26 protein-coding genes and 3 pseudogenes are annotated in these 25,652 nt (G+C 58.6%); 9 read left to right on the plus strand and 20 right to left on the minus strand.

Translation table 11 applies throughout. The features are described from left to right. Positions 1 to 88: 88 nt before the first annotated feature. The 3 genes from EA473_RS16995 to EA473_RS17005 all read right to left on the minus strand — a co-directional run bounded on the left by EA473_RS16995 (position 89) and on the right by EA473_RS17005 (position 4,507). On the minus strand, positions 89 to 2,017 hold the full coding sequence (locus EA473_RS16995; RefSeq protein WP_124196839.1) for an aldehyde ferredoxin oxidoreductase family protein: 1,929 nt from the start codon (positions 2,015 to 2,017) through the stop codon (positions 89 to 91). A 187-nt stretch (positions 2,018 to 2,204) separates the two neighbouring features. Further along, on the minus strand, positions 2,205 to 2,393 hold the full coding sequence (locus EA473_RS17000) for a DUF1328 family protein (RefSeq protein ID WP_124196840.1): 189 nt from the start codon (positions 2,391 to 2,393) through the stop codon (positions 2,205 to 2,207). Positions 2,394 to 2,650: 257 nt separating this feature from the next. Then, the gene (locus EA473_RS17005) at positions 2,651 to 4,507 is read right to left on the minus strand and encodes a bacterio-opsin activator domain-containing protein (RefSeq protein WP_124196841.1); all 1,857 of its coding nucleotides are present in this window, start codon (positions 4,505 to 4,507) and stop codon (positions 2,651 to 2,653) included. Between the two features lie 108 nt (positions 4,508 to 4,615). Here EA473_RS17005 and EA473_RS17010 point away from each other — a divergent pair, with 108 nt between their 5' ends. The 3 genes from EA473_RS17010 to EA473_RS17020 all read left to right on the plus strand — a co-directional run bounded on the left by EA473_RS17010 (position 4,616) and on the right by EA473_RS17020 (position 7,037). Continuing rightward, positions 4,616 to 4,816 (plus strand): HVO_0649 family zinc finger protein, encoded by a 201-nt coding sequence (locus tag EA473_RS17010; protein ID WP_124196842.1) that lies wholly within the window; start codon positions 4,616 to 4,618, stop codon positions 4,814 to 4,816. A gap of 259 nt (positions 4,817 to 5,075) precedes the next feature. Beyond that, positions 5,076 to 6,173 (plus strand): archaeosine biosynthesis radical SAM protein RaSEA, encoded by a 1,098-nt coding sequence (locus EA473_RS17015; protein ID WP_124196843.1) that lies wholly within the window; start codon positions 5,076 to 5,078, stop codon positions 6,171 to 6,173. A gap of 231 nt (positions 6,174 to 6,404) precedes the next feature. Next, the gene (locus EA473_RS17020) at positions 6,405 to 7,037 is read left to right on the plus strand and encodes a class I SAM-dependent methyltransferase (RefSeq protein WP_124196844.1); all 633 of its coding nucleotides are present in this window, start codon (positions 6,405 to 6,407) and stop codon (positions 7,035 to 7,037) included. Between the two features lie 300 nt (positions 7,038 to 7,337). Here EA473_RS17020 and EA473_RS17025 read toward each other — a convergent pair whose 3' ends face one another. The 7 genes and pseudogenes from EA473_RS17025 to EA473_RS23405 all read right to left on the minus strand — a co-directional run. Continuing rightward, positions 7,338 to 7,754 (minus strand): DUF5518 domain-containing protein, encoded by a 417-nt coding sequence (locus tag EA473_RS17025; RefSeq protein WP_124196845.1) that lies wholly within the window; start codon positions 7,752 to 7,754, stop codon positions 7,338 to 7,340. A gap of 254 nt (positions 7,755 to 8,008) precedes the next feature. Further along, on the minus strand, positions 8,009 to 8,896 hold the full coding sequence (locus EA473_RS17030; protein WP_124196846.1) for a class I SAM-dependent methyltransferase: 888 nt from the start codon (positions 8,894 to 8,896) through the stop codon (positions 8,009 to 8,011). Positions 8,897 to 9,373: 477 nt separating this feature from the next. Next, complete coding sequence (locus EA473_RS17035; protein WP_124196847.1) at positions 9,374 to 10,018, minus strand: helix-turn-helix domain-containing protein; 645 nt, start codon at positions 10,016 to 10,018, stop codon at positions 9,374 to 9,376. Between the two features lie 193 nt (positions 10,019 to 10,211). Continuing rightward, positions 10,212 to 11,576, minus strand: coding sequence for an FAD-dependent oxidoreductase (locus EA473_RS17040; protein ID WP_124196848.1), 1,365 nt, complete (start codon positions 11,574 to 11,576; stop codon positions 10,212 to 10,214). 75 nt (positions 11,577 to 11,651) lie between these two features. Beyond that, positions 11,652 to 12,251 (minus strand): GNAT family N-acetyltransferase, encoded by a 600-nt coding sequence (locus tag EA473_RS17045; protein ID WP_124196849.1) that lies wholly within the window; start codon positions 12,249 to 12,251, stop codon positions 11,652 to 11,654. A 151-nt stretch (positions 12,252 to 12,402) separates the two neighbouring features. Then, positions 12,403 to 12,981: a helix-turn-helix transcriptional regulator gene (locus tag EA473_RS17050; RefSeq protein WP_341538998.1), complete on the minus strand. Its 579-nt coding sequence runs from the start codon at positions 12,979 to 12,981 to the stop codon at positions 12,403 to 12,405. A 43-nt stretch (positions 12,982 to 13,024) separates the two neighbouring features. Then, positions 13,025 to 13,249 (minus strand): annotated as a pseudogene (locus tag EA473_RS23405) (helix-turn-helix transcriptional regulator); the annotation flags it as partial. A gap of 342 nt (positions 13,250 to 13,591) precedes the next feature. Here EA473_RS23405 and EA473_RS17055 point away from each other — a divergent pair. Beyond that, positions 13,592 to 14,659, plus strand: a complete 1,068-nt coding sequence (locus EA473_RS17055) for a PEP-utilizing enzyme (protein ID WP_243645288.1) — start codon at positions 13,592 to 13,594, stop codon at positions 14,657 to 14,659. 310 nt (positions 14,660 to 14,969) lie between these two features. On the opposite strand, the gene EA473_RS17060 is transcribed toward EA473_RS17055, so the two are convergent. Further along, positions 14,970 to 15,368, minus strand: coding sequence for a DUF5518 domain-containing protein (locus tag EA473_RS17060; protein ID WP_124196850.1), 399 nt, complete (start codon positions 15,366 to 15,368; stop codon positions 14,970 to 14,972). 163 nt (positions 15,369 to 15,531) lie between these two features. On the opposite strand from EA473_RS17060, the gene EA473_RS17065 reads away from it, so the two are divergent. Continuing rightward, on the plus strand, positions 15,532 to 16,050 hold the full coding sequence (locus EA473_RS17065; protein WP_124196851.1) for a TspO/MBR family protein: 519 nt from the start codon (positions 15,532 to 15,534) through the stop codon (positions 16,048 to 16,050). Between the two features lie 22 nt (positions 16,051 to 16,072). Here the strand turns inward: EA473_RS17065 and EA473_RS17070 are convergent, their stop codons facing one another. Next, positions 16,073 to 16,771 (minus strand): LiaF transmembrane domain-containing protein, encoded by a 699-nt coding sequence (locus EA473_RS17070; RefSeq protein ID WP_124196852.1) that lies wholly within the window; start codon positions 16,769 to 16,771, stop codon positions 16,073 to 16,075. Between the two features lie 149 nt (positions 16,772 to 16,920). Beyond that, a complete protein-coding gene (locus tag EA473_RS17075) occupies positions 16,921 to 17,601 on the minus strand; it encodes a DUF4336 domain-containing protein (protein ID WP_124196853.1) in 681 nt (226 codons plus the stop codon). Positions 17,602 to 17,723: 122 nt separating this feature from the next. Between EA473_RS17075 and EA473_RS17080 the strand changes: the two genes are divergently transcribed. Together EA473_RS17080 and EA473_RS17085 are read left to right on the plus strand one after the other, a co-directional pair. After that, positions 17,724 to 18,107, plus strand: coding sequence for a hypothetical protein (locus EA473_RS17080; RefSeq protein ID WP_124196854.1), 384 nt, complete (start codon positions 17,724 to 17,726; stop codon positions 18,105 to 18,107). Positions 18,108 to 18,216: 109 nt separating this feature from the next. Then, positions 18,217 to 18,786 (plus strand): hypothetical protein, encoded by a 570-nt coding sequence (locus tag EA473_RS17085; protein WP_124196855.1) that lies wholly within the window; start codon positions 18,217 to 18,219, stop codon positions 18,784 to 18,786. 73 nt (positions 18,787 to 18,859) lie between these two features. Here EA473_RS17085 and EA473_RS17090 read toward each other — a convergent pair whose 3' ends face one another. The 4 genes and pseudogenes from EA473_RS17090 to EA473_RS17105 form a co-directional block, all read right to left on the minus strand. Then, positions 18,860 to 19,636, minus strand: coding sequence for a 2-oxo acid dehydrogenase subunit E2 (locus EA473_RS17090; protein WP_124196856.1), 777 nt, complete (start codon positions 19,634 to 19,636; stop codon positions 18,860 to 18,862). Further along, positions 19,633 to 20,226: pseudogene (locus tag EA473_RS17095) on the minus strand (flavodoxin domain-containing protein). The gene EA473_RS17090 and the pseudogene EA473_RS17095 overlap by 4 nt, the downstream one beginning before the upstream one ends. Before the next feature lie 161 nt (positions 20,227 to 20,387). Continuing rightward, entirely contained in the window at positions 20,388 to 21,251 is an 864-nt protein-coding gene (locus EA473_RS17100) for a hypothetical protein (RefSeq protein ID WP_124196857.1), read from the minus strand. Between the two features lie 231 nt (positions 21,252 to 21,482). Beyond that, on the minus strand, positions 21,483 to 21,863 hold the full coding sequence (locus tag EA473_RS17105) for a hypothetical protein (protein WP_124196858.1): 381 nt from the start codon (positions 21,861 to 21,863) through the stop codon (positions 21,483 to 21,485). 131 nt (positions 21,864 to 21,994) lie between these two features. Between EA473_RS17105 and EA473_RS17110 the strand changes: the two genes are divergently transcribed. Together EA473_RS17110 and EA473_RS17115 are read left to right on the plus strand one after the other, a co-directional pair. Continuing rightward, a complete protein-coding gene (locus EA473_RS17110) occupies positions 21,995 to 22,459 on the plus strand; it encodes a hypothetical protein (RefSeq protein WP_124196859.1) in 465 nt (154 codons plus the stop codon). Between the two features lie 531 nt (positions 22,460 to 22,990). Next, positions 22,991 to 24,241, plus strand: coding sequence for a hypothetical protein (locus EA473_RS17115; protein WP_124196860.1), 1,251 nt, complete (start codon positions 22,991 to 22,993; stop codon positions 24,239 to 24,241). Between the two features lie 4 nt (positions 24,242 to 24,245). Here the strand turns inward: EA473_RS17115 and EA473_RS17120 are convergent, their stop codons facing one another. The 3 genes and pseudogenes from EA473_RS17120 to EA473_RS17125 form a co-directional block, all read right to left on the minus strand. Beyond that, complete coding sequence (locus EA473_RS17120; protein ID WP_341538999.1) at positions 24,246 to 25,070, minus strand: tyrosine-type recombinase/integrase; 825 nt, start codon at positions 25,068 to 25,070, stop codon at positions 24,246 to 24,248. After that, the gene (locus EA473_RS22605; protein WP_207890209.1) at positions 25,067 to 25,480 is read right to left on the minus strand and encodes a hypothetical protein; all 414 of its coding nucleotides are present in this window, start codon (positions 25,478 to 25,480) and stop codon (positions 25,067 to 25,069) included. Before EA473_RS22605 ends, EA473_RS17120 begins: the two co-directional genes overlap by 4 nt. Before the next feature lie 68 nt (positions 25,481 to 25,548). Then, a pseudogene (locus EA473_RS17125) lies at positions 25,549 to 25,652 on the minus strand (IS5/IS1182 family transposase); the annotation flags it as partial.

The following is a 25,652-nucleotide window of genomic DNA, read 5'->3' on the forward strand; positions in this document are numbered from 1 at the left end:
GAGAAGGGGTCGAGAACTCGATCGGGCGGACGCGAGAAAACGGGGAATCAAACACGGTGGGCAGATCCACCGTTCGAAGGCGGATCGATCAGTCGTCGCCCGGCGCGGCTGCCCCGCCCTCGTCGGCGCTGATGCCGGTTCCGGGGCCGATTTCGATTTCGAGTTCCTCGAGTTTCTCCTCGGGGACGACGCCGTCGACCCAACCGCGGTGGTCGTAGTACTCGTCTTTCATCTCCTCGAGTTCGCAGTACTCGCCCTCGCTTGCCCCCTGGCCGGGGATGCCGTCTTCGAGGAATCGCTCGGGCAGCGAGTCGTCGTCGCCGTCGAAGCCGGCGAGGTTGTTGTAGTACCGTTCGAGGTTGTAGACGCGCTCGCCGGCCTCGAGCAGGTCGTCTTCGCTTACGTCCAGGCCGGTCATACCGTTGTACTGGAGGACGTACTCTTCGATTCCCTCGGCGAAGGCGTTGAACTTGCAGATGTCGAAGCTGTCGGAGATGGCGTGGAGGTCCTGGAAAGCGGCGGTCAGTTCGCCTTTCCCCTCCCACTCGTAGGGATCGACCTTCTCGGGGATGCCGAGAATTTCGGCGGCGGGGGTGTACCCGCGCAGGTGGCAGGCCCCGCGGTTCGACGTGGCGTAGCCGATGCCCATCCCCTTCATACAGCGCGGATCGTACGCGGGGATGGTCTGGCCTTTCACCGCCAGCGAGTTCTCTTCGGCGTCCCGGCGCTCGGCGACACGGCGTGGGCCTTCCGCCAGCAGATCCGCGAGGTCGTCCTCGCGGCGGGCGATGCGCTCGATCATGTCGATCATCGTCTCCGAATCGCCCCAGTCGAGCGAGCCGACGTCCTCGAGTTTGCCCTCCTCGGTCATCTCCATGGCCATCGCCATCATGTTACCCGACTCGATGGTGTCGATGCCCATGTCGTTACAGCGATCGATCATGAGCGCGATGTCGTCGCGCTCGGTGTGACCGGAGTTCGGGCCGAGGGCGAACGCCGACTCGTACTCGTAAGACTCCATCCGGACGTTCATCTCCTCGCCTTTGTGCATCGTCTGCACCTCGACTTCCTTCTTGCACGCGACCGGACAGGAGTGACACGTGGGTTCGTCGACGAGGATGTTCTCGCGGACGTTCTCTCCAGAGACGCGCTCGGAGTCGATGTCCGTCTCCTCCTCCTCGCGCATGCTCCGCGTGGAGGTGTACTTCGCGTTGCGCGTCGGTAAGCCGTCCATCTCCTCGGTGATGTTCATCAGGACGTTCGTCCCGAACTGGGAGAGCCCACCCTCGTTCGGCGCGGTGACGTCCGACTCCTGAATCGCCTGCATGGCCTGCTGGTGACCCTCTTTGAACGTCTCCTGATCCGCAGGCTGGGGCATCCTCGTGTTCGACTTGACGACGATCGCCTTGAGGTTCTTCGATCCCATCACACAGCCCGTGCCGCCTCGTCCGGAGGCCCGGTCGTCCTCGTTGATGATGCAGGCGTACCGAACCTCGTTCTCGCCGCCGGGGCCGATGGCCATCAACGAGAGGTTCTTTCCGTAGGACCCGTCGACCTCCTCCTCTAAGTGGTCGCGAGTCTCGTGGACGCCCGTTCCCCAGAGGTGGGAGGCGTCGCGAAGTTCGACTTCGCCGTCTTCGACGTAGGCGTAGACCGGTTCGTCGGCTTCCCCCTCGAACAACAATCCGTCGAACCCCGCCCACTTCAGGCGGGCACCCGACCAGCCGCCGTGGTGACTGTCGGTGACGGTGTCGGTCAACGGCGACTTGGTACAGACCGCGATCCGGCCACTCATCGTGACCTGTGTGCCCGACAGCGGCCCGTTCATAAATGCGAGCAGGTTATCCGGACCGAGTGGATCGACGTCCGGTCCCTGCTCGAAGACGTACTTTACCCCGAGGCCGCGCGCACCGATGTACTTGCGGGCGTCCTCGTCGTCGATCGGCTCGTAGCCGACTGACTCCTCGGAGAGGTCGATTCGAGCGACCCTGTCTTGAAATCCGCCGAGTTCTGTCATGGTAATCCGCTAGGGTTAGATTGGACGGCCATCGTGTTAGGCGTTCCCAACGTAGTGTAACCATCTGTGGTTACGCCCGAGATCGGCGAATGGGTCCCGTCGATCCTCCATCTATCCGATGTGTGTGACTGTCCGTGAAATCGACGCCTGGTAAAAATTGCAGGTTAGTAACCGGTTGTACACCTGCTTACAGCAACAGTGCCACGATCGCGAGGACGATGAAGATCAACACGAAGATGCGGGCGATCTCCATCGATATCCCCGCGACGCCGCGAGCACCGACGGCCGCCGCGATGATCGCGAGGACGAAAAAGACGATCGCCCAGTACAGAAATCCTCCGCCACCGACCTGAAGTGGAGTTGCGAACTCGAGCATAACCACGGCTATCACGAACTGGTACATAAACGCCGGCGACCGTCAACGACCGTTTGCGGTCCTAACGACGGGCTACAGTTCAACGCCGACGAGAATGAGACTCGCGGACACGAGTCGGCGTGAGATTCGAACGACTCGTCGGGCGCGCTGTTCCGGCGTACCGGTGGACCTGCGAACCCCTGCGGTTGCGCGGAACCGAAACAGCTAAACAGCGCGAAAAGGCCAGGAATACAGGCAGAGGGTTATCGAAAGCCCCGTTACTCGTCGCCAAACACCGCCCGACAGAGTTTCGCTTCGGCCGTTCGCAGGTGTTCGTGAAAGGTCGGTCGCGTGACGTCCATCGACTGGGCGAGTTCCTCGCCGTTGACCGGACGTGGCCAATCGAAGTACCCGCCGTAGTACGCTCGCCGCAAGACGGCCAACTGTCGGTCGGTGAGATCGTCCTCGAGGCGAGCGACGAACTCCTGACGGGTATCCCCTCCTCGATCACGCCGCTGAATGGATCGAACCGTCGTCCCTTCGTAGCGCTCTTCGAGGCCGTCGACTATCGAACGGACGGCCCCCGACTGGGGAATCTCGAGTTCGACCCGGGCGCGTCCGTCCTCGCAGTCGAGCGTCCGAACGCGGACGCCGCGGTCCGAGAGCCGGCGAACGGGATCGTCCCCGCCGGAGAGTTCGACGAGACACTCCGTCTCGCGCTCGACGACGATCCGGCAGTCGACTCCCTCGAGTCCGTCCACGGCCTCCTGGAGACCGGCCGCAGTTACGCCGCTGGCGGTAAACAGGGAGACCGTCCCGTCGTCTCGAGCGGACGATCGGCGGTACTCCAGCCGACAGTCGGCGTCGGCCGAGATCGCGATCGGCGGGATCGACCGGTCGGCGAGTTCCAGTTCGACCGCGACGACCGCATCCGTTTCGATCAGTCGACTGGTTTCCCGCGCGTTGATGCCGCTTGCGACGGCGCGAGCGAGCGCCGAGAGGATCGCCGTCTCGCGGTCGTCGACACCGTCGTCCCGATCCGTTCGAACGACTAACACGCCGTACTCGATAGCGTTGTGAAACAGCGGAAACGCGGCGCGGATCGTCCCCTCGGCTGTGTCGACGGTGGGTTCTTCGTTCTGGATCGTTTCGGTTGCCGGATGACCGGCGTTTCCGGGAACGCGCTCGGACGGGACGCCGTCGCCTGCGCCCGCACGAACGTCGATCGCTCCGGACGCGTGATCCCGTTCGCCGATCCAGACGGCGTCGTAGGCTGATTCGGCGGCGATTCGCTCACAGACTGCCGCCTCGAGTTCCGATCTGCTCGTCGACCCGGCGACGGCTGCGGTGACGTCCTGGACGAGTCCCTCGACTCGCTCGAGGACGTACTCGAGTTCCTCGGTTCGGCGCTCGAGTTCGAGTTCGGCCTCCTTGCGCGCGGTCACGTCGTTCTGGAAGCCGACGTAGTTCGTGAGTTGTCCCTGGTCGTTTCGGACGGGGGCAATCGTCACTTCGTTCCAGAACTCGGTGCCGTCCTTGCGATAGTTTTTCAACTCGACGGTCACGGGGCGACGTTGCTCTATCGCCGTCCGCATTTCGGCGATCGCGTCCTCGTCAGAGTCTTCGCCCTGAAGAAATCGACAGTTCCGGCCGGCGATCTCCTCGAACTCGTAGCCAGTAATGTCTCGATAGGCATCGTTGACGTAGACGAGCGGGTTGTCCTCCAGATCGGGATCGGAGATGGTGATCCCGACCGGTGCTTCGTCGATCGCACGCTCTTTGACGACGCGGTCGCTGTCTCCCGGGTGGGCCCCCGCGGTCGATTCGAACGTGACTGTTACGCCGTCGACGTCTCGATGGATCCGCACACCACCCTGATCGCCTCCGAGATCGACCCGTCTCGCGGTGCCGATCGTCGTCTCGTCGATCTCCGCCGCGAGCCGCTCCCACGACTCGAGCGTCGTGGCCGCCGGTTCGTCGACATCGGGGATTTCGAACGCCTCGAGTGCAGCATCGTTGGCATACGTAATCGTCCCGTCGACGATGGAGACGATCGGATCGACGATACGCTCGAGTGGCGCCACGGAGCCGTCGTCACCCCCATCGATTCCTTCTGCTGGCTGGGCGTCATCCATGATCGGTTCTAGGAGCGGCGCCGTCAAGAACCATGGTGCTGGCGAAACAGTTCGTTTCCCGAACCGGTACCCACACACGTTATGGTCTTTCATGATATACTATTATGTATGTCACTGAGTAACACGCCATTCGAACGGCTCCGGCGGAAGTTCGACGACTCCGGCCTCGAGTGCGGGCAGTGCGGAAATCGAGAGACGAACGGCGGCTGGCGCGTCACGACGACCGGGAGTCGGGTCCACTACCAGTTCGTCTGCCCGGCCTGTCGCGCCGTCGAGACCAAGGAGATGCGCCTGCACTCGAACCGATAATCGGGTCGCCCGGAACCAACTCGCTCCGGACAACCGGGACGGCCGCTCGAGCGAACGGAGAGACTGACGGCCTCCGGGCCCGGTACGACGCGCGACCGTGGTTCCGGGACGACCCGTCGACCACTGATACGGATTACTGTGACTGTTTACCGCCGCACCCGCCGCCCGGGTCGCGGATGCGCCGGCAACGACTCACAGTAAACCGTATGACTCGAGCCCCAACGAAGCCGCTTTACGCTTCGAACCGCTTTTTCCGCTAATGAGTCAACCCACGCCCGAGGTCTACGAGCAGGGCAAGGGCATGGACGCCCACAATCAGGTGATGCGCGAGATTCGGTCGCGCAAGGAGGCCAGTTACGATCCCCACGAGCCCACCCGCGTCTGGCTCGACGAGGACAACACGCCCGACGGCGTCAAGCAAAGCCTGACGATCATCTTGAACACCGGCGGCTGTCGGTGGGCTCGCGCCGGCGGCTGTACGATGTGTGGCTACGTCGCCGAGAGCGTCGACGGCGGGAGCGTCAGCCACGAGGCGCTGATGGATCAGATCGACGTCTGTCTCGCACACGAAGCCGACAACGCCGACGAGCCGGCGGAACTGATCAAGATCTACACGTCGGGATCGTTCCTCGACGAGCGCGAGGTCGGTGCCGAGACGCGGCGGGCGATCGCGGAGACGTTCGCGGATCGGGAGCGAATGGTCGTCGAGTCGCTGCCGGATTTCGTCGACCGGGAGAAGATCGAGGACTTCACCGAACATGGGGTCGACACCGACGTGGCGATCGGCCTCGAGACGGCGACCGACCGCGTGCGCCACGACTGCGTGAACAAGTACTTCGACTTCGCCGACTTCGAGGACGCCTGCGCGGCCGCCGTCGCGGCGGACGAGCGGGCCGACGACGCCGCAGCCGGGATCAAGGCCTACCTCCTGATGAAGCCGCCGTTTCTCACGGAGTCCGAAGCCGTAGCGGACATGATCTCCTCGATCGAGCGCTGTACCGACGTCGACGGCTGTCACACCGTCTCGATGAACCCCTGCAACGTCCAGCGCTACACCATGGTCGACGAACTCTACTTTCAGGACGGGTACCGGCCGCCGTGGCTCTGGTCTGTCGCCCACGTACTCGAGGAGACCGCCGACGTCGACGCCATTGTCGTCTCGGACCCCGTCGGTCACGGCTCAGAGCGCGGCCCCCACAACTGCGGCGAGTGCGACGACCTCGTCCAGAAGGCGATCAAGGACTTCGACCTCCGCCAGGACCCCTCGGTGTTCGAGCAGGTCTCCTGTGAGTGCGAGCTGACGTGGGAAACCGTCCTCGAGCGCGAGCGCAGTTTCAACCAGCCGCTGACGCGCTGAACGCCCCCGGAAGGGCTCTACGGATCCGGACGCGATACCGTCGGCGCGAATCCGCGGTCGGTCCGACGCGACCCCGTGGCCCCCACGGCGGCGGGCTGTTTCAGGAACCCGCTCGTTGCCGGGCAAGTCGCCCCGGAAATACGCTCGTTGCTGCGCGTTGCTGGGCGGGTCGGGCCAGGAATCCGCGCGTTGCTGGTTACACTTTATGCACGCGCCTCCTTACTACGGGACGTGACAGACGACGAACGGCGGTCGGTTCGGGGTCCGGCCGATGAGCGGACGACTGGTTCGCCACGCGACGGCTCGAGTCCGCTCCCATCGGCGTCGTCCGAGCACGAACCGTCGCCGATACTGCGGGGGTTGGTGACCGATCTACCGCCGGGACGAGCACTCGACGTCGCGACCGGACTCGGGCGGAACGCGATCTGCCTCGCGGACGCCGGCTGGACCGTAGACGCCCTCGACGTCTCGAGGGGACAACTCGTTCGGGCGCGCGAGCGCGCCGAGTCGCGGTCGGTCACCGTCGAGTGGATCCTCGCGGACGTCGACAGCTACGCCTTTCTCGAGGGGACATACGACGCAGTCACGATCAGCTTCTTCGATGCGCGGAGTCGCTTCCCGTCCGTGAAGGCCGCGCTCGCACCCGGCGGAATCCTCTTTTACGAACACTACCTCGAGTCGCCGGCCGGTCAGGAAGGCCCTGGCGATCGGTACCGGTTCGCGTCGAACGAACTCCTGACGGCGTGTTCCGACCTGACCGTGCTCTACTACGTCGAACGGCGGATCGACGGGGAGCCGCGGGTTACGTTGGTCGCGCGAAACGGGACGGACGGCGGGGACTCTCGAGCGCTCCTCCCTCTTTGAACCTCCAGGTCGAGAGCGACAGGGGGCGACCACCGGTTCGACGACAGCGGTGATCGGTCGCGGGCCGCGGTCAGTCGGCCGACGGCTCCGATCCCGTCGTCGAGATGCTGGTCGAACGCACCGACGGTGACCTCGAGATCACCGCCGACGGCAAGCGGACGCCCATTCGAATGAGATACCGGATCAGGTCACTGTTACTGCTTTGCCCCGAACGAACGCCCGATGCTCTGGCTCGGGCACACGGTCCATTGCAGTGGTCTCGTGAGATCAGGCGGTTCGAACGCACCGCGGCGGTCGCCGTCATTTATCCCGGTCGTCGTACACGTACCCGCCGATTAGGCTGCCCAGCACGCTTAGACCGACGACGTAGACGAGCGCGAAGGCGGTCGTTCCGGCGACGACGACCGCGGGCGAGAGACCCAATTCCGGGCCGGGAAGCGCGACCGTCGGGGACGAGACGAGATACGTGGCAACCAAGAGGTACGGGACGAAGGCGACGATCCCTGCGATTCCGCCTGCAACACCGCCGATACGGCCGACTCCACGATCCAGATACCCCGCGACCCCGCCGCCGATGACCGTCGACAGCGGCAGGAACGACAGGAAGACGGCCACGACGCCGCCGACGACGCCGTTGCGGAGGGTGACGAGTCGGGGTCCCGGATCCGGTGAACTGGTCGATTCGCTGTGCTCGCTGGATTGGTTTGAAACACTCATGGGTACTACCCACTCGATTCTACGCACTCCGTCCCGGAGTCGCTTGCACCCAGTGAGTTGGATACCTTTATCAAGGCCATCGGATCATCGGAGTGGTCAGTAGAATGGACTGGTTCGAGTGATCCCTCCACGGAGGAAACGTCGTTGCATCCATCCATCGATACCGCCTCGACTGACGGATTTCACGAGTTGGCGAGAAGGATACGTCACCCGTGGGATGACCGGGGCGCAATAACCGACGAGACCGTGACCGGTCACTCGCCGGGTTCGGCCACCGTTGCCGTCGTCAATCGGTACTCGAGTTCGACGGCGTTCTCGCTGTCGTCGAAGTACGGTTCTATCGTCTCGAGCAGTTGCTCTCGAAGTTCTCGAGCGTCGCCCTCGTCGACGTCCTCGAGTATCTCGATGAACATCCCCGAGTTCGCTGCCGTTTGCCCCCAGAAGTGCTCGGGCGACAGCGCCGGATACTGCACCGTCTGAGTTTCGAACGCGATGTCGTCGACGGCGTCTCCGAGTCGTGTACGGACGGTCCCCGAATCCCCCCACAAAAACGGCGGCTCCGAGAAGTTCGGCAGCTCCTCCGGGGAGAGGACCGCCCCAACTACGCCAGCCATCGCGGGATAGAGGCTCGTGGGCGTCCAGGATGTGAATCCGATCCGTCCGCCGGGACGGGTCACTCGACGCAGTTCCTCGGCTGCCGTATCGGGGGGATCACCGTACACGTGGCCAAGGTTCGACAGCGTCACCGTGAATTCGTTCGTCTCGAACGGGAGGGCAGTTGCATCACCCTCTCGCCACGTGACGGCTACGTCTGCAGTGTCGGCGTTCGTTCGTGCGTGTTCTATCATGGCGGGCTGGATGTCGACGCCCGTCACTCGAGCACCGCGCCTGGCGGCGGTGATAGCGACCGTTCCCGTCCCACACCCGACGTCGAGGACTTCGTCGTCGGAATCGACGGCGGTGCGGTCGACGAGGTGGCCACCCATTGAGACGTATTTCGGGGCGATTTTCTCGTACGATCCGGTGGCCCAGACGCGCCTGGACCACCGATCGGATGCCGATTCTCCATCACCGATCGAACAGCTACCGCCGGCTTCGCTCGATCCGTCTCGGTCACTTCGTTCAGGCCTCGGTTCGGACATGTGTTAGCCTCCACTGGAAGACCACGGACGCGACCGCAGAGGCGCTTGTTCCCAGATCGTTGGGCATCTTTATAAGTCGAGAGAGGTCCACGGTCCGCTGACAGTACACGACCACGATGAATTCGGATGGTGGCGGACTTCGGGCTGGTAGCGCACGTTCTCGACCCCTTCCAGACGACGGACGGGCATAGAATCCCCCAGAACGACGGAAACGGATCGATCGAGCGGTACCAGAAGCCAGAGCGCGAGAGTTCCGCTCGAGTCTTACCCGGCGTCGGGAGACACGCTCGAGTCGTAACCTCCGATTTCGCCACTCGAGGAACACTCCGTCCGGAGCGGTGAACGGAACAGCCGCCAGTTCGGTGCAGCGGCCTCATACGGTCTGCTGTGAGCCATTTCCGGTGGGACCGTGACCCGAGCGGTTGTACCGGTAAACCGCCACAGCAAACCGTGTCAGTCCGGACGACGGCAGTGACCTTAGTCCCGTCCGACGAGTTGCTGTGTGAGGAGGTTGCGTTCGGCACGCTGCAGGTGTTCGGAGACCGTCCCGTCGTCGAGTCCGATCTCGTCCGCCACGTCGCCGACCGACGCCTCCCGTGGAACCTCGTAAAACCCCATGTCGTAGGCAGTCTGCAACACCTCGAGCTGCCGATCGGTCAACGCGTCGAGCGCCCGTTGTCCACCCTCGTATTCGCCGAGTCTGTGTAGATCGGGGACGATTCCGGCTTCCTCGAAGTTACGAAGCATCGTTCGAATCGCATCCTGCGAGCCAACCAGCGACAACAACAGTCCGCGATTGCCCACCGTCGGATCACACACCCCGACCAGATCGTCGTGATCGACGGACGCGCTCTCGGGCATCTCGAGCGCGGTGACCTCGAGGAGATAGAGGTACGTGTCTTCCCTCTCGGCGACGAACTCCCAGCTCTCGACGCTATCGATGCGATCGAGTCGGTCCTCGTCGAACCGGGTCTCGACTTCGATCTGGGAGACGCCGCCTCTCCCGTCGTCCTCGAGTAACTCGATGTCGCGGACACCCGCCTCACGGCACACCGAGACCAGCTCCCCGTAACCCATGGCCTCGATCTCCTCGTCGGTGAGGCCGATGATCGCTTCCCGCATACCTCGATACACTCGAGGATTCCATAAAACGGTTCGCCCGAGTTCCAGCGCGTCGTCGCTCTGGTCCGGCTTCCGATGGAGCGTATAGAACACCGCGAGTTCTGTCTGGATACCCCCGGCGAATCTGTCGAATAGACCGGATGAATTCATCGAACGGACCCGTTGTTTCGGTATCGGTATGGCCGGATCCGTACTACCCGTATCGAACTCGGGGACTCGGTTTCACTACCCGCCACACAACGCTCGGACGAAACAGCGAGGTCGGTCGATTTTCCATTATAATAACGCGATTGAAGGCGTCGGCCAACCGCCCATCGGTGTGCGCCTTCCGGTGCAATCTGGCGACGTACCTGTTCACCAGGTTCGTTCCGAACGGTTTCGGCCCCGTCGTCTCTGGAAACTGAAAGTCAGAACCGACCGCGATACTCCACGCATCATCGACAACTCCCGCGGCTCGCTCGAAAAACCGGAGAGCGAGTCCGCCCTGGTCGTCCGTCGCCAGGGTGTGATGGAACTGCAACGCCTCCAGTGCAGCCACGGACATCCCCTGTCCGTAAATCGGATTGAAGCTAGCGACCGCGTCACCGATGACGACCAGCCCGTCAGGGAACCGGTCGAGGTCTTCGTAGCGGTGTCTGACCGAAGACGGGATCGGATAGTAAGAGATGTCCTCGGAAACCCACGCATGCTCCTCGAGGAGACGGCCAATATCGGCGACCGGAAGGCTGGCAGCGTATTCCAGAACCCCCTCCGGATCGGTCGGGGGGTAATCCCCGTGCATGCCGCCGAGCGTCAGCAACCATCGTCCGTTTTCGATTGGAAACGCAGCTGCACCGCGCGTCCGAGGAGCGTGGGGTAGTACGAGAAACGCCCGGCGAGTCTCGGCAGGTCGCTCGAGGAGGACCGTGCTATACGCCAGATCGATCGACACTTCGTCGCGTGGTGGGGCCGGATATCCGTTGTTTTCCAGCCACGCCGGCGTTCGAGAGGTTCGCCCGGTTGCATCGACCACCAACTCCGCATCGAGTTCTCGGTCACCATCGGCAGTTCGCACGCTCACACCCTCGACAGTAGACGCCTGATCGTCGACGAGGTAGTTACTGAAGTGGCATTCATCCAGAATGGTTACCCCGTCGAGTTCCGCAACGCGTCGTCGAGTAACCTGCTCGAATACCGGCCGACTCGCAGTATACTGGGGGATGCGCATCGGTCCACCCGCAAGGAAGTCACCTTCCTGGTAGAGCTTCACGTCGCTTGCAAGATCGAGCACCAGTCCACCTGCTTCGATTACGTCGTCACTGTAGCCCGGAAAGAGATTCTCCACCGTTACCAGCCCAGCCTTCTGCATCACGTGGATGTGACGTGCCTGTGGGATACCCGGGCGGAGGGCGGGCTCGTCAGGCAGTGAATCTTTCTCGATGAGCGTGACCCTCTCGAATCGATCGATTAAGACCCGGGTTGCCAAGAGTCCCGCCATACTTGCTCCGACGACCACTGCGTGGCCACTCCTCTCGGTGATTTGATCAGGATCGTACGGAGAAACGGTCGCTAAGGTCATTGGCTGGCTCCCGCTCTTGTTCTATCGTCGTGCGAGTTATCGCATTATCCGGATTTCCGGAGTGTTCACAAAACGTCATCTTTGTGGTTCGCGCACCATGGGGATCAGCGGCGGTATCTCGTTCTCCTGTATCGAGCCCAGTATCTCGAACCCATGTCGGGCATAGAGCGGGATGTTCTCGGGATTGCTGGATTCGAGATAGACCACTTCTCCCTCCTGATCACACGTAGTAAGCATATTCCCCAATAGCGCCGTTCCGTATCCCTTGCGTTGGTGTACCGGTTCGACGCCGAGAACCGTCAGGTGCCAGAACGGTTCGTCGGGGTAATAGCTGGCGAGCTGTTCGAGTACGTTCCACGCTTGCTCCTGTCGCTCCTCGGAGAGCGACTCCTGAAACAGTTCGACCAGCGCGTCTTCGTCCGGCCGTACCCCTGGTGGAAGCCAGAGTGAGCCCCCAGCGAACCCTTCCACGTAGTGGGCGGTGCCGTGGTCGAACGCTTTTCCGCCGTAGATTCTAACGAACTCGGGGAAATACTCGAGGTAGTCGTCTGTATCGGGGTAGTTCCAGCGCCAGGTCGGATCCGTGGTGAACGCCAGTACGAGGCTGTCGATAACGTGCTGTTTGTCGGGCTCCGTCGCAGTTTTGATCGTTTTGGATTGTTGTTCGGACTTCATACCATTACCTTGTGACACTGGTCTACGGCTTCCGAGCCGTGACGACTCCGTGTTCGTTCAACTATTCGCACGTATAGCGACGATAGGCACGATAATGTGACTATCTAGTGAAATATTGCACGGCGTGCAAACGGCTATGATGACCAGCCCACTATGGGACCGTAAACCGCTCAGGGACCGGAATATTCAGTACGGATTCGTCGATCGGTCTCGCTTCCCGTCGATATCGCTCGAAGAGCGAGAGCGCCCACTCTCGAGCCTCGGGTGCCTCGGTGTCGACCCATGCACGCAGTGCTCTGGTTTCGGTGTCGTGACAACAGATGCTGACACGGTCGTCGAAGATGTCGATCCCACACCGCGTCCTGTCGGGAAGGTCGTCGTGGACGAGGACAGTACAGTGGTCCCGGGCGGCCGCCTTCTCGAACAGTTCGGGATCCCACTTGACGGTCGCGGCCAGAACCGCCTGCGAGTACACGTACTCGATTTCCATGCCGTCGAGAGCAGCTCGACAGAACGTCTCGTTGGCGACCGCTTTGAATATCGTCGCGCCAAACCCATACATCGACTCGCTCTCCTCGACCAGTTGGATTACGCGGTCGATCGGTTCGTACGGATATCCCGGGCCGGGATAGGCGACGACGGCGTCTGCGAACAGGTCCACGGAGAACCCTTCCATTTCCCGCGGAAGCCACTGCCAGACGTCGCAGTTTCCCCTCGGTCTCCATCGCATCGCGTAGCTCGCCGAACCGTTCGGCAACGAATTCGCCGAGCGGTGTGAGTTCGTACGTCGGCCCGCTGCGTTCGATCCATCGTCGCTCCTCGAAGTCGCCGAGCACGCGTCCGATGGTCGAGGCGTGGGCACCGGTCTCGGACTGCAGGTCGGCCCTGTCACAGCCCCCCTCAGTGAGTGCGTCGAGCACTCCGACGCGGTGGTCAGAACTGGCGAGGAATGCAATGTCGTCGAGTGTTGAATCCGTGGTGATATTATGTGTTAGCACACATCAATCGTACGAAGGGCATTCCCGACAAGCAACTTGGCGGTCCGAACCTGAACTGACGAGCGAGCTCGTTCGGTGTGGTCCGATTGCGTTCACCAGTCGACGGTTGGAACGGTAAACTGCTCTGTGCAGGCCACCTCGGTACCGACAGGGAGAGAACCAATTGCGTCTCGACAGAGATTCTGCCGCAGTTATCCTCTGGCCCTCGCACGCCCTTCCGGATAGATAATCGATCGTTCGATACACTGTAAGGTAGAAGGCCCGGAGCGTTCACCGATTCCCCGTCGCTCAAAACTCTTCGATCACCTCGTGCAGATGCTTTCACGGGGCAACTCTATGTGAATGTGCACCATAGTAGAGTGGGAGTTACGTGAGAACGTCACCACCGCGATGATGATCGAATTGGGAGACATCACCGACATCACCCGCGACAACCCGCAAGTCGAACGAGCGCTCAAAGAGGGCCGTAGCCTCGATGAGATACGCGAAGTGGCTGGCGGCGAAGAGTTCACTACTGCGTTCGAGAACTTCCTCGACGAGTACGGGTTCAGGGCCCCCGCCGAAATCGAGTTCTCTCACCCGCGGTATCACGAGGATCCGTCACCGCTGTTGGGCACTGTTCGAGCGAAACTCGAAACTGGCGAACCGGGAGACCACAGAACCCACGTCGAACGCCTGGAGACTGAAGCCGAGCGAGCGATCACTCGTCTCGAACGACAGGCGAGCCGAGAGCGGTTTGGCTCAATTCGACGACGCCTCGTTCGTCCGTTCGCGCTGCGGTACCGGAGCTATCTCTCGATGCGGGAGGTCACCAAGTACGCTCTCTCGCAACTGCTGGATGAAACTCGGCGACAGGTACTCGCAGCTGGTGAGAAACTGGAACGTGACGGCCGTCTCGAAGACGTGAACGACGTCTGGCTCTACGACTTCGACGAATTGCTGTCCGAACTCTCGAATCCCGACACGCCGACCGATATTGATCTCGATACACGGCGGGCCGAACAGTTCCATCATCAGCAACTTCGTGCACCGCGTGTCATCACGAGTGACGGGGAGATCCCCCGAGGCGGTATTGCTTCGGACGTCGATACTGACGGACTCGTTGGCATTCCCACGGCCAGTGGTGTCGCAGAAGGACAGGCTCGGGTCATCGAAGAGCCGAGCGACGCGACCCTCGAAACCGGGGAGATACTCGTCGCACCCCACACCGACCCCGGGTGGACGCCGCTATTCCTCAACGCAGCCGGTCTGGTGACCAATAACGGCGGGAAGATGACCCACGGGTCAATCGTCGCTCGAGAGTACGGAATCCCATCGGTAGTCGTCGCTGGAGCGACGAAGCAGATAGAAACAGGACAGCGAATTCGAGTCGATGGTAACCGGGGCGTCGTCGAAATGCTCAAAGACTGATTTGACCAGCAAACCAGTCTAACGGGGATCGAACAATTATACGGTCTCACCGCATCTGTCGCGGTATGCGCAGACTCTCGCTCACGTTATTGACGCTCGCACTGACAGGGTGGATGGTCGCCGGTGTTGCACACGTACGGAGTCTCCGAGCGGATAACGAAGACGAGAGATCGAGGTGGACGATGAGACGGAACCAGTGTCTACTGCTGTCGAGTATTTCCATGAACTCGTTCGTCGTGATCGCTCTGTATCGATACGCGAGAAAATTCGCGTATCGAAGGGGCTGATACTGAGCGGAACGACCGGTTTCTCACCGTTCGACTCCCAGATTGTCCCCGGTTGGTGGTCGAGAATTGGTGTGAAGATACCCTCCGAGATAGCCGCCTGCGGTGCTCAGTCCCACGAACCAGAGTGCGAGCATCGGCAACATGATCAGGAAGATTATCGCCAGTTCCAGACCGCCAGGAGCGCCTGGGCTGGCCGCGGGGATTCCGGCGTACAGCAGCAGTCCTATACACATTACGAGGACGAGCGGGATGGTGGCAATCGCGCCGGAGATTGCTCCGGCCTTGGCTCCGCGCTTGGGTGTTTCTCTCTGAAGATATCCCGCAATACCCCCACCGAGCAGTGGCGAGAATCCCGTGAACGAGAGTGCGATCGTGGTGACGGCTCCAATAGCTGCATTGATCCACGTACTTCTGTTAGTCATGGTGAATATATGGCCCCACATCTGCATAGCCACCGTGTTAGATTCTCGGAAAGCAGGAAACGGACGAATTCGGATGAGAGGAATCGATAGTAAGCGGGAGGTTTGCAGATTTGACGCGCCACATGCTTCGAGATTTAAACGACTCCCTGTGGTACTGTCGGTGATGGCCACTGTCTTCGAGACAGGGACTCGTGTCGAGCGACGTGATGGCGTGGAGTGGCGGGAACTGGCGCTTACGATCGCATTTTGCGAACTCGTCGGTATCATCCCGGGAATCCTGACAGCAGAGGAGCTCGAAATCTGGTACCGAACGTTAGAGAAACCATCGGCATCCCCGCCAGATTGGGTCTTCGGTCCCGTCTGGGGGCTGTTGTTTGCACTGATGGGTGTATCGCTCTACCTGGTTCGTCGAGAACGGGTAGATTCACGGTCGAAAACGCGAGCGATCGGGCTCTTCGTGACGCAACTCGCGCTGAATGCGACGTGGAGTTTCGTCTTTTTCGGCCGCCGATCGACCCGTGGTGGCTTCGCCATCATCCTCTTGCTCGGTCCAGCGATCGCGGTCACCATCGGTTCGTTCGCTCGAATTGATCGCCGAGCAGCATTGTTGCTCGTTCCGTACTTGTTGTGGGTCGGGTTCGCAACATACCTCAACTACGAAATCTGGCAACTCAATCGGTGATCTGGCCCTGATCCAATAGCAGTCAATCGCGGATTTCGATGTCCCCGAGGAATGCGACTCCTGAGACGATCAGATCCGGATCTGTATCTGCGCCACGATCTCCGGAGTGGCGTGGTCGGCGGTCGGTAATATCGCCCAGGACAGAGATCGTCTCGAAGCGAACCTCCCACTCGGTCGGGACGCGCAGTTCTGCATCACCGAACACGGAAACGACCTCGACGATCGCGGGACGCGTTTTAACACTCGCATCACGAAGGTCGAGTTCGCCATCACCGAACACAGCGACGAGTTCCGCTCCCGTGAAGCGATCCGTGGTGATACGTCGTTCGTCACCCCCGAAGACACTCATAACGGACACCTCGCCGATTGCATCGATGCCCTCCAATCGAATACGTTGACGTCGCCGCGAGCGGCTGATCATGAGCAGAACGCCAAATAAGATGACGAACAGCGGCCACCAAGTTCCGATCGCATCGTCCGGGAGGACACCCACGTTTCGAAGGAAGAACGTCCCTGCGATGGCGATGATCATGACTGGGCCGACGAGGTTGCGAAACTCGCTCCGAATCAACGCCCACACGCCCACCAGAACGAACAGCGCTGCGATCCAGCCCCACACCGAACGCATCTCGACGAGTCCCGTCGTCGAGAGTAACAGTACGAGTCCGATGAGTACGATTACGCTCCCCGTCGTGAGACGTCCCGACAAGTTCCGCGTCATGGCTGGAGATCACGATTAGGATACACAAGAGAATTATTCAGATACGGAATAATAACGAGAAGCATACCGAATACCTCGCTACTGGACGAGTAATACGTGCTGGCTACCCATGCGACCGCTCCCGTCATGGTTCACGGTTCTCTCAATGACTATAGCATCCATTCAAATCCGTCGAGTACAGCCTGTTTACCTCCGGATTCGATTATGTCTCCGTGGCCAGGGATTACCCGGTCGAAATCCCATGCGAGAACGTCCTGAAGAGACCTGCGAAACGATGTGTTGTTGGCGATCGTGAGTCGAAAGTCGAGCGGCGGACCGACCTGTTTGTAGACGCCTGCGACGTGGGCCATTATGCGAGTTTTCAGCGGGCTTCCATCCCCGATGTGATACCCGACGTCGCCGAGAATGACCGTTCGACTCGGCCGGTGAAAGTACGCGATTTCGGAGATCCACCGATTTCCCAGAATCGCAACTTGATCGATATCCGGGGCCCATCGCGGATCTGGCGTATCACCCAACAACTGGTCGAATTGCAAATCAGGTCGGCGCACGTCGAGCCCTGGGGCAGCTAAGAGTTCTGCGGTGGGGTATGCGGCCTCGTACTGCTCCATATAGAGGTGGCCGTGGAGCTTGCTCGCCGGTGCGACGAACCGAACCTCCCCGAGGGCGTCAAGGGCTGATTTGAGTTCGGCTGTCAACTCGCTCGGTGATTGGATGAAGAGCCCACCGCTCGAAAGCCGAATCACGGTCATAATTCGTCCAATCTCGAAGCCGAGAAACCGAAGCGGTTCCTCGTACGTCCACAGTCGTTCCGACCATTGATTGAGCATGTGCGCCTACAATTCAGATACAACCGGTCGTGTAATCAAAGGTGGCACAGTAAATACCCATAGTACGAATCGTGCAACCTGATCGGGTGTCACTAACCGCTTCTGGATCGCCCCAACTAGATGTGCTCAGGATCGTCCTTGGGTTGCTCTATGCAGTAGGTGCGCTGGTTCACGGCTACTTCGCTTTGGTAACGCCGGATCTGTACCTGGTGTTCGCCGACATGGCACTCGTGACGACGTACCGGGAGCTGTGGCTAGCGGTCGTCGTTCCCAACCTCGGAGTATTACTCCCGGCGGTGATCCTCTTGGAAGCGGGGATCGCGGTGGCCATTCTGTGGCGCGGTCGCACCGTGACAGTCGCCAACCTCGTCGGCGGCTGTTTCCAACTTGGACTCGTCCTCTCCGGCCCATGGGGTGTGATCAACCTCGGGTTGGCCGCCGTTCATTTTTATCTCGCCCGACTCGAATTTCCCCGACCGGCAATACCTCTGAATACAAGAATATAGTTGCACCGTCCGGCCTCTCGTACGTGGTCTCATCAACGACTGATGACGTCGAGTACCTGTCTGTATTTCCCTGTAGTGGGTGTAACATACCCCTCTGGTGTGAATCACAGTGATCGAACCCGAATTCTGGCGGCTGCTGGCCACGATCTCGGCGACCATGATCGGTCTGGTCTTCCTCGGAACGATGTACTACCTGGAATCGGGGTGGAAAGAGTACGAGTTCTATAGCCGTGAAATGGAGGCACTAACCATTCGTGGTGCACAGATCATCGTCGCGTATTTCTCCACCGTACTCGTCCTGTCACTCCTTCAGGAACCGTTTCTTCCTCGAATTATCTCCACCATCGCCTTCAGTATGCTCGCTGTGACCGTGATCGTTGTCACTCGTTCGCTCAACGAAGCGCTTCGTGCCTTCGAGAACGGCCCTGCCGACCGGGATTCGATGACGTTCAAATCTTCCCGAGTGGGGAACTGGATCGCCTTCATCATCGTTTTCGTTGGGCCACCAACGGTCTTTCGCACTACGCAGTTAGCGGACTCTGCAGGTAGTCCCCTCTACGTTGCAGAATTGAGCCTCGCCTGGATCGCCATACTGGCCCTGCTCTTCGGATACTGGAATCTCATCCAGTTCCTACTACTCCCGTACGAGGTACGCAGATGGGAACGTGATCTGGAATGAAAATCCACCTCCGATTCGAGAGCGGCCAGCCTGGCCACACAAGCAGCGAGGTCGGGAGGCCAATTGTGGCGAATCACGGTAGTGCCGCTGGCTCTTCGATCAGCTCCTTCAACCGTTGAACGAACCGAGTTGCCGGTGCGCCGTCAACGACGTCGTGGTCGAACGTCGCCGTGAGTGACAGATACTCGCGGGGTTCGATCTCGCCGTTTACGACTCCCGGCTTCTGGCCGATCCCGCCAACCGTGAGTTGAAGCGTGTAGTTCGTCGGCGTGATTCCCCACCCACTTCCGGTTCCGAACATCCCGACTGAACTCACCGCGACAGTGCCTGCGATTCGTTTCCAGCGTCGAGGAAACCACTGCGGGAGCCGAAAGAACAGCCGCCGGACAGGCCCGGGGAGGCGAAAGGCCAATGAGGCAAACCCGGACTGCTGTCGTTCGCCTGGATCCGTCTGGACTGTCCGAATCTCGTCGTGAATAGACTGCAGTGACTGGCGATTCGCCGCTCTGATGACGTGCGGAATGCCGATTCGGTTGCCACCGATACCAACCTCGATGAGAACCATCACATCCACATCGTCGAACTGGATAATCCGTCCCCGCCAGTCACGGTAGGCGTTGATGTGGCGATGATCGTCGAGGGCTCGAGCCAGACAATGCACGAGAAACGCGGTGAACGAGAGTTTTTCGCCCGTTCTCTCCTCTCGCTCGTGAATACGCCGGCGGGCTTCGGTGACGTCGAACTCGACGAGTCCGTGAATGACGCTTCGTCGGCCAGCCATGCGCATCGCGTCAACAGTTCCTCGCCGCAGTATCGGGAACGGTTCGATCGTGTCACGTTGCTCGGTCATTCGAGTCCTGCGTGGTCGTCAGCAGCAGGAGGTGTGATACCGAGACGGCCTTCGGCAAACGCGGCAACGTCGGCGGCAAACGCCTCGACCTCGTCCTAATCCGTGAATTCGATGTCCCCCGCCGAGTCTGCGTCGGGCATCTCGGTCACGTTCCGCCTGGCGATCTGTTTCATGACCAATCGCTTCAAGAAACCGTATTGCGTATAGCGCAACGCGCCACCGAACAGGCCGATTCGATCGGGATGCCAGTCAGTGGTCTCGATGAACTCCTCGACGTAGCCAGCCGCCTGGGATTCCCCGCCCTCGTCGGCGGACGACAGCGATACCTGGAAGAAGGCGGTTGGTTTCGTCGCCAGTGAGTCGCGGGTAGCTGTGACGAACTCACGGACAGACGATTGGTGCTTGCCGGCGTGAATGGACGCGCCGACGAGGACCGCGTCGAAGTCGTCGATGGTGAAATCCGGAGAGACCTCGTTCGCGTCCACTGTCGTGGCTTCATGCCCGCGGTCGACGAGTACGTCACCGATTCGAGTTGCAACTTTCTCCGTCTGTCCCTCACCAGTTCCATAGACCACGAGGAATGTTGCCATGGGGAATCTCAGGTTACTACCCTCGCAACGACAATAAAGGGATGGCGGATATCGAGAGCTGCATCCCTTATCACTTCCCTTCGCCGTTCACCAGGTGTCTTAGGAGGTGAACCGGTTCCGGTATCTTCGTGTCCAATCACATGGTGACCCGAGGTGAACGCCTACGGATCTGGTTCATCAGTCGCCTGTATTCCGCCGGTCGGTTGAGGTGATATCTTTCCACCAAACGCCAGCAGGTAGCTGATTGCCAGCGCCGCCGCGATGACGAGCGGAAGCATCGTGAACACGATTACCCACACCGAGACGGTGATCTCGCCCTCTAGGACCAGCACAACGGTCATTCCCGTGATCGACGGGGTGAGCAGCGCGCCGAGCAGGAGAACGACGCCACCGACGACGTATCCCCACGGACGTCGCTGCCAGAGCCAGTAGCCGGCGATCGCCAGTGCCGGGACCACGACAGCGAGATCGATCGCGTGGCTGACCGTCGCCTGTTCACCGAGCTCGTCAACGATCGTGGGTGAAGTCCCTTCTATCAATGGTGGCACCAGATCCCCTAACCACAACAGCGCGAGGCCGAATGCGATCACCCAGAGGAACCCGCTGTAGACGACGGGCGAGACGCGACCGTGGACCTCGCGGTAGACTCGATCTTCGTCGATACCGGCGAAGCCGCTGATGAGCGCGAACAGCGAGAGTCCGAACAGGACGACGTAGCCGAGGAAGAACTCGTTCCACGCGACCGAAAACGCGAACGTTGCCCACATGTAAGTCATGTAGGCGAGCGCTCCGAGCCAGATCACGTATCCGCGAAGCGAGCCGCGGGCTGCCAACCAGAGTCCGAGCGCCAGCACCGGCACGCCGACGGCCAGGATCGTGAGATCCTGCATGTACAGTGCCGTGAGGAAATCCGGGTGATCCCTGTAGTGGCCCGAGCGGAAGAGGCCGAGGAGCGTCGAAACGATCGACAGGACGAGGATTGCAATCGTCGTCCCGATCTGCCAGCGCGAAAGTGAAGTAGTCATCCCTCTGTCACTGGTAACATACACGACTCGCAGCGCGATAACCTGCTACAGTGATTCTCTCCGTGGAGGAACACAGCGTTATGTCGGTCTCGTCATCAGCCGTTTCACGGTCGGCTCCGGATCACTCCGGCGATGACCGATTTCTGATTGAGCAGGTTTATCCCACTCACGCCGCTGTCGTACCGAAGCCGCTGAAATCCGTATCAGGAGGGATCGTCACCGCCTTTCCCATTACCTGCCGACGCTGATTCGTGCGTCGAAAACCAGTCGATCGAACTCGTCGAATATTCGGATATCGACCCAGTATTCGGTATCGGGTTCACGATTTTCGATTTCGATGACGAGCGGAGTATCCGACGAGAGGCTCTCCGTACGGTTCTCGACGGTTTCGATCGAGGGTCCGGGCTTCGATTGGACGTGATAGGAAACCCGATATTCCAGAAGCTGGTCCACTTTCGGAGTGAACGTGTGAACGATACGTTCGTCGTAGAGCGACGACTCTGCGGTAAAGGCAGTGGGCTCAGGTGACACCTCCGGCTCTTCAGGAGCGGAAACGTATCCCCCGAGAACAAACCCGATAAGGAGGCTGAATACGGCAACGGCACCGAACATGAGTAATGTCCGGTGGGATTGCCTGAGAGTCATACGGTAGACGCGATCTCACCCCACTTATACGAAGTGTCAAACTCTCGGGAATGAAGAATAGGCAGCTATGTTATCCGTTTTCTCGTTCAATTATACTCATGAAGAGTGTCGTTAACTCTCTCGGAAAGATCGCCCCTCGATCGATACGCGCATCTCTTCAGCTCGGGATCGCAGCAGTCGGAACGATCGTGATCCTCGGGAGTGTCGCCTGGTTTGCCACAATTTTCTTTGCTATGCCCCAAAGCGACAGCGGTTTTGCGGAAGGGTTAGCAATCGTGGTGTTTGGACTGTACGTGTTAGCGGGCTTCGTCGTGTTAGCGGTTGGACTGTTGATCCCACAACGTGGTAACGACGGAATCCGGTTCGCTCCGAGACAACGAAAACTCCTCGCGTATGGAGCAATCGCTCCGGTCGTCAGTGTTCTCCTCATCCCGATAGGAGCCACAATCGCGCCACCATTCGCGGAAGAAGTGAATTTTGTGCTGGTAGCTGTCTTGGTAGGACTGATCCTCAGCGGGCCGCTCGCCACGCTGAGTGTCGTGATAGGAAAACTGAAAGGGTGATCCTATATTAGCGTCGTCGTATGGTTGGCATTTCTGGAAAATACTGGATTCCTCGTCAGAGTTCTTCTTCAGTACGCGCACGCAGGAAACTCCCAGGTGGCGGGTGTACTCAGCTGCACACAGCAAATGAATATGCCAAATCTCACTAACAATCGCTCTGTCTGTTAGAGGGAGATCCGACGGCCCAGTCGGTGCTTGTGGTTGGAGCTATCAACAAAATGATAAGAGCCTAGGCCGGGATTTGAACCCGGGCTCTCGTCCTTACCAAGACAACAACATATCACGTATCCTGACAACCGGTTTTTCGACCGGTTCAATCCAACACGTTTCTCGAGGCTTTAATGGAACTTGGCTCCGTACCTTGTTTCCTGTTGTTGGCGTCTGTCTCCGTCACTTGTAGTGTTACCGCACACCACAATAAAACACCGGGCAAGCATGCTTCCGGCCTGCGTGGTAATACTAACAGGATTTGGCACGGTTGTAGTACTGTAGTCATATAGATTTAATTTCAGACCATTATTTCATTGCACAATGGAATGGACGGCCGTTGAGAACCCAGAATATCCGGATACATCTTTGGACGCTTACTCTGGTCTGGTAAATGGTGTTCTAAATCTGGAGACCAAGTCTGTTACCGGTCTCGCGTTAAACGATGAACCGTTGAGATCTCAAGATCTGTATGATCGGGTTAGGAAAATGATTGGAACTGATGACTTCGGGGAGAGTACACCTCGCGATTACTGTAGGAACAGTTTCGAAGATATAGGGCTTGTCACAAAGGCTGTGATCACCGACACAGGAAGTCTCGGTACAAAAAATCCTGTAGCTTACTCTGCCTCGGATTTTGGTAAGGATGTCCAACCGGTTTTATCATACCATCTCAAATATGTTACAGAATCAGAGAACATTGAGTCAATGAGACATATCTTAGGATCCACATCGAGCGGTACAGACAATAGATCTCCTTTGAACAGGTCGAAAGTTTTGTACCAGATCGGTGTTGATGATTTCCCTAGGGTAACATCTATAGCAGAAGAACAGGATCTAGATCCCGCCCATGTTCCTCAGATAGTATCAAGACTAGAAGAGAGCTCCGCTATAAAATGGAGGAAATCATATTATCCGGGAGGAACCAACGACTACCGTGTTTTAGAGCCTGATCCGGAAGACTACTCTCATACCGGTACCGTACATACACTCACAGACCAGATTGTTGATCTGCTTGAAGAGGATTCCGTTGTAAACGTAGATATCTTTGAACAGCTCGATGGTCATAGAACTGATGTCTCAAGGGTTCTTGCAGATTTAGCAAGACAGGATGTTCTAGAGCCTTTTCAGAGGTTAGAGCTTACCGAGACCGGGAAAGAAGCTATAGAGTTTCTGGATACTACCGCTAGATACACTGAATCTCTTTATGATAAAAACCGAGATCCGCCACAGGAAGTCAGAAAGGCCTGGGAACTTTACAGTTCGAATACTTCTAAATTCAACTCACTGTATACCTCGAGTGCTTGGAGAGCCTGTTGGAAACAGTCTTCATTTGTCGATAAGGTATCGAAGAATGATGGAATCAGACGTGTTGAAGAGATTTTACAGGAACTTTCTGAGCAGGGAAAAGCCCCAACCACTTCTACAATACATAAATATTATAACGAAAAGTTTGATGACCGAACTAGACATCATATAGCCAAAAGACTTAGAGAGGCAGAGAGTATCGAAGGAGAAAAATGGGAGAAAAATAGAAGAGAGAAGATCTGGTGGGTGGAAGAAAATGAAGAATAACTCGTCAATCCCTATGTTTTAGATCCGGTAACTTATCCAGTACCCCTTTCTCTTCAAGCTTCCTAAGACGTTCTAGAATCCTCTGTTTTTCTTTCTGCTCTGCCTCCTGTTTCAACGAGAGTATTCTTCCACAGTTCCGACACTCGGTGTGACCTGGTTTGTTCTCGGCGTTGCAGAAACCACACTTGATATTCTTTTCTTCGTCTTCGCCATTGTTGAGGCCGTACTCTTCTCGGATCGCCTTGTTCACATCGTCGTTGTTCAGATGCACATAGACTTTCGCACGATCGCTTCCAGGTTTCCATCCGGCGAACTTGTTGAGTTGTTCGTAGCCCATGAACGTTGCAACCTCGGTTAAACGAGTATGACGTAGGTTGTAGGGTTTGGTCTTGTTTTTCGGTAGCCCGGCTTTCTCACACGCCGCTTTGAAACGTCTGTAGTAGCTCGAGTAGTTCATCCGGTCCCTTAGATCAGGTTCGTACTCATGGCTCTCCGAATGGTTTTGCGGAAGTTCTCTGCAGTGAAGACATTCTTGTTGTTCGGTTTTAACGAAGAGAGGAGCACTTGGATCATCTATACTTCCGAGTTCTCCGCCGAGTGGATGTTGCATAAGGTATTCTCGAAGAGTTCTCCCTGAACGTACTAACTGGTTGGTTCGGTCCGGAGTTCCTTTCAAGCCTTGTAGTGAGATGAAGTCGCCTTTCCCATTACTCATGAAATCTCCTATATTGGTTTGAAGTAGTTCGCCGGGACGTGCCCCGGATTCGTAGAGCATCAAGGTAAACGCCCGGTCACGGACGTTCGAAAAAGATCGGAACAAACGTTTCAACTCTTTTTCGGTAAACAGGTCTTCTCGAGTGACCGAGGAACTCTCCTTTCCAACGTTGAAAAACCGGGTTTTATCGGGCTGTTCGTGTCCGCCGTTTTCGATTCTATAGTATTTTTGACAGCGGTCTTGAACTTTACTTTGGTAGAGTCAGCGTAGTCACTTCTGTTGACTCGGGCCATCAAAGTCTTTAAATCGGTTTCAGACGCGTTTCTGACCTGGAAGTGCTTGGGAGCATATTTGACCAGCATTGTCTTCCAGGACCAAGCTAAACGATCCTGTTGGACCTCACTGATTCCTTCCGCGGCACAGTGATCAACAAAGCTTTTTACGGCTTCAAAGTTCTCCGAGTCGACTTCATGTTTCAGGTTTTCCAGTGTTCTGTCTACGTTGACGTACTTGGTTGAGGACATAGCTCTGTTTCATGTTTCAGTTTAGAAGGAGAAGGCCGTGGTGAATCGCTATACGGCGCTTGATTTTACTACTTGACGGCACGCTTGATGTTGTAGACGACACACATCAGGACAATTTCACGGAACTCTCGATACCAGCTTCGCGCACGCACGGCGTCGCCGAGCGTGCGCT

It is taken from the genome of Natrarchaeobius chitinivorans (assembly GCF_003841505.1).
Taxonomy (GTDB): Archaea; Halobacteriota; Halobacteria; order Halobacteriales; family Natrialbaceae; genus Natrarchaeobius; species Natrarchaeobius chitinivorans.

Excerpts from the sequence above, each read along its gene's own strand:
- EA473_RS17005 (WP_124196841.1), bottom strand. The coding sequence starts at position 4,507 with ATGGATGACGCCCAGCCAGCAGAAGGAATCGATGGGGGTGACGACGGC.
- EA473_RS16995 (WP_124196839.1), bottom strand. The coding sequence starts at position 2,017 with ATGACAGAACTCGGCGGATTTCAAGACAGGGTCGCTCGAATCGACCTC.
- EA473_RS17090 (WP_124196856.1), bottom strand. The coding sequence starts at position 19,636 with ATGACCGAGCAACGTGACACGATCGAACCGTTCCCGATACTGCGGCGA.
- EA473_RS17035 (WP_124196847.1), bottom strand. The coding sequence starts at position 10,018 with ATGCGGGAAGCGATCATCGGCCTCACCGACGAGGAGATCGAGGCCATG.
- EA473_RS17105 (WP_124196858.1), bottom strand. The coding sequence starts at position 21,863 with ATGTTCGGTGCCGTTGCCGTATTCAGCCTCCTTATCGGGTTTGTTCTC.
- EA473_RS17065 (WP_124196851.1), top strand. The coding sequence starts at position 15,532 with ATGGCCACTGTCTTCGAGACAGGGACTCGTGTCGAGCGACGTGATGGC.
- EA473_RS17060 (WP_124196850.1), bottom strand. The coding sequence starts at position 15,368 with ATGACTAACAGAAGTACGTGGATCAATGCAGCTATTGGAGCCGTCACC.
- EA473_RS17030 (WP_124196846.1), bottom strand. The coding sequence starts at position 8,896 with ATGTCCGAACCGAGGCCTGAACGAAGTGACCGAGACGGATCGAGCGAA.
- EA473_RS17010 (WP_124196842.1), top strand. The coding sequence starts at position 4,616 with ATGTCACTGAGTAACACGCCATTCGAACGGCTCCGGCGGAAGTTCGAC.
- EA473_RS17015 (WP_124196843.1), top strand. The coding sequence starts at position 5,076 with ATGAGTCAACCCACGCCCGAGGTCTACGAGCAGGGCAAGGGCATGGAC.
- EA473_RS17070 (WP_124196852.1), bottom strand. The coding sequence starts at position 16,771 with ATGACGCGGAACTTGTCGGGACGTCTCACGACGGGGAGCGTAATCGTA.
- EA473_RS17100 (WP_124196857.1), bottom strand. The coding sequence starts at position 21,251 with ATGACTACTTCACTTTCGCGCTGGCAGATCGGGACGACGATTGCAATC.
- EA473_RS17115 (WP_124196860.1), top strand. The coding sequence starts at position 22,991 with ATGGAATGGACGGCCGTTGAGAACCCAGAATATCCGGATACATCTTTG.
- EA473_RS17045 (WP_124196849.1), bottom strand. The coding sequence starts at position 12,251 with ATGAAGTCCGAACAACAATCCAAAACGATCAAAACTGCGACGGAGCCC.
- EA473_RS17000 (WP_124196840.1), bottom strand. The coding sequence starts at position 2,393 with ATGCTCGAGTTCGCAACTCCACTTCAGGTCGGTGGCGGAGGATTTCTG.
- EA473_RS17050 (WP_341538998.1), bottom strand. The coding sequence starts at position 12,981 with ATGCGATGGAGACCGAGGGGAAACTGCGACGTCTGGCAGTGGCTTCCG.
- EA473_RS17110 (WP_124196859.1), top strand. The coding sequence starts at position 21,995 with ATGAAGAGTGTCGTTAACTCTCTCGGAAAGATCGCCCCTCGATCGATA.
- EA473_RS17075 (WP_124196853.1), bottom strand. The coding sequence starts at position 17,601 with ATGCTCAATCAATGGTCGGAACGACTGTGGACGTACGAGGAACCGCTT.
- EA473_RS17055 (WP_243645288.1), top strand. The coding sequence starts at position 13,592 with ATGTGCACCATAGTAGAGTGGGAGTTACGTGAGAACGTCACCACCGCG.
- EA473_RS17025 (WP_124196845.1), bottom strand. The coding sequence starts at position 7,754 with ATGAGTGTTTCAAACCAATCCAGCGAGCACAGCGAATCGACCAGTTCA.
- EA473_RS22605 (WP_207890209.1), bottom strand. The coding sequence starts at position 25,480 with ATGTCCTCAACCAAGTACGTCAACGTAGACAGAACACTGGAAAACCTG.
- EA473_RS17040 (WP_124196848.1), bottom strand. The coding sequence starts at position 11,576 with ATGACCTTAGCGACCGTTTCTCCGTACGATCCTGATCAAATCACCGAG.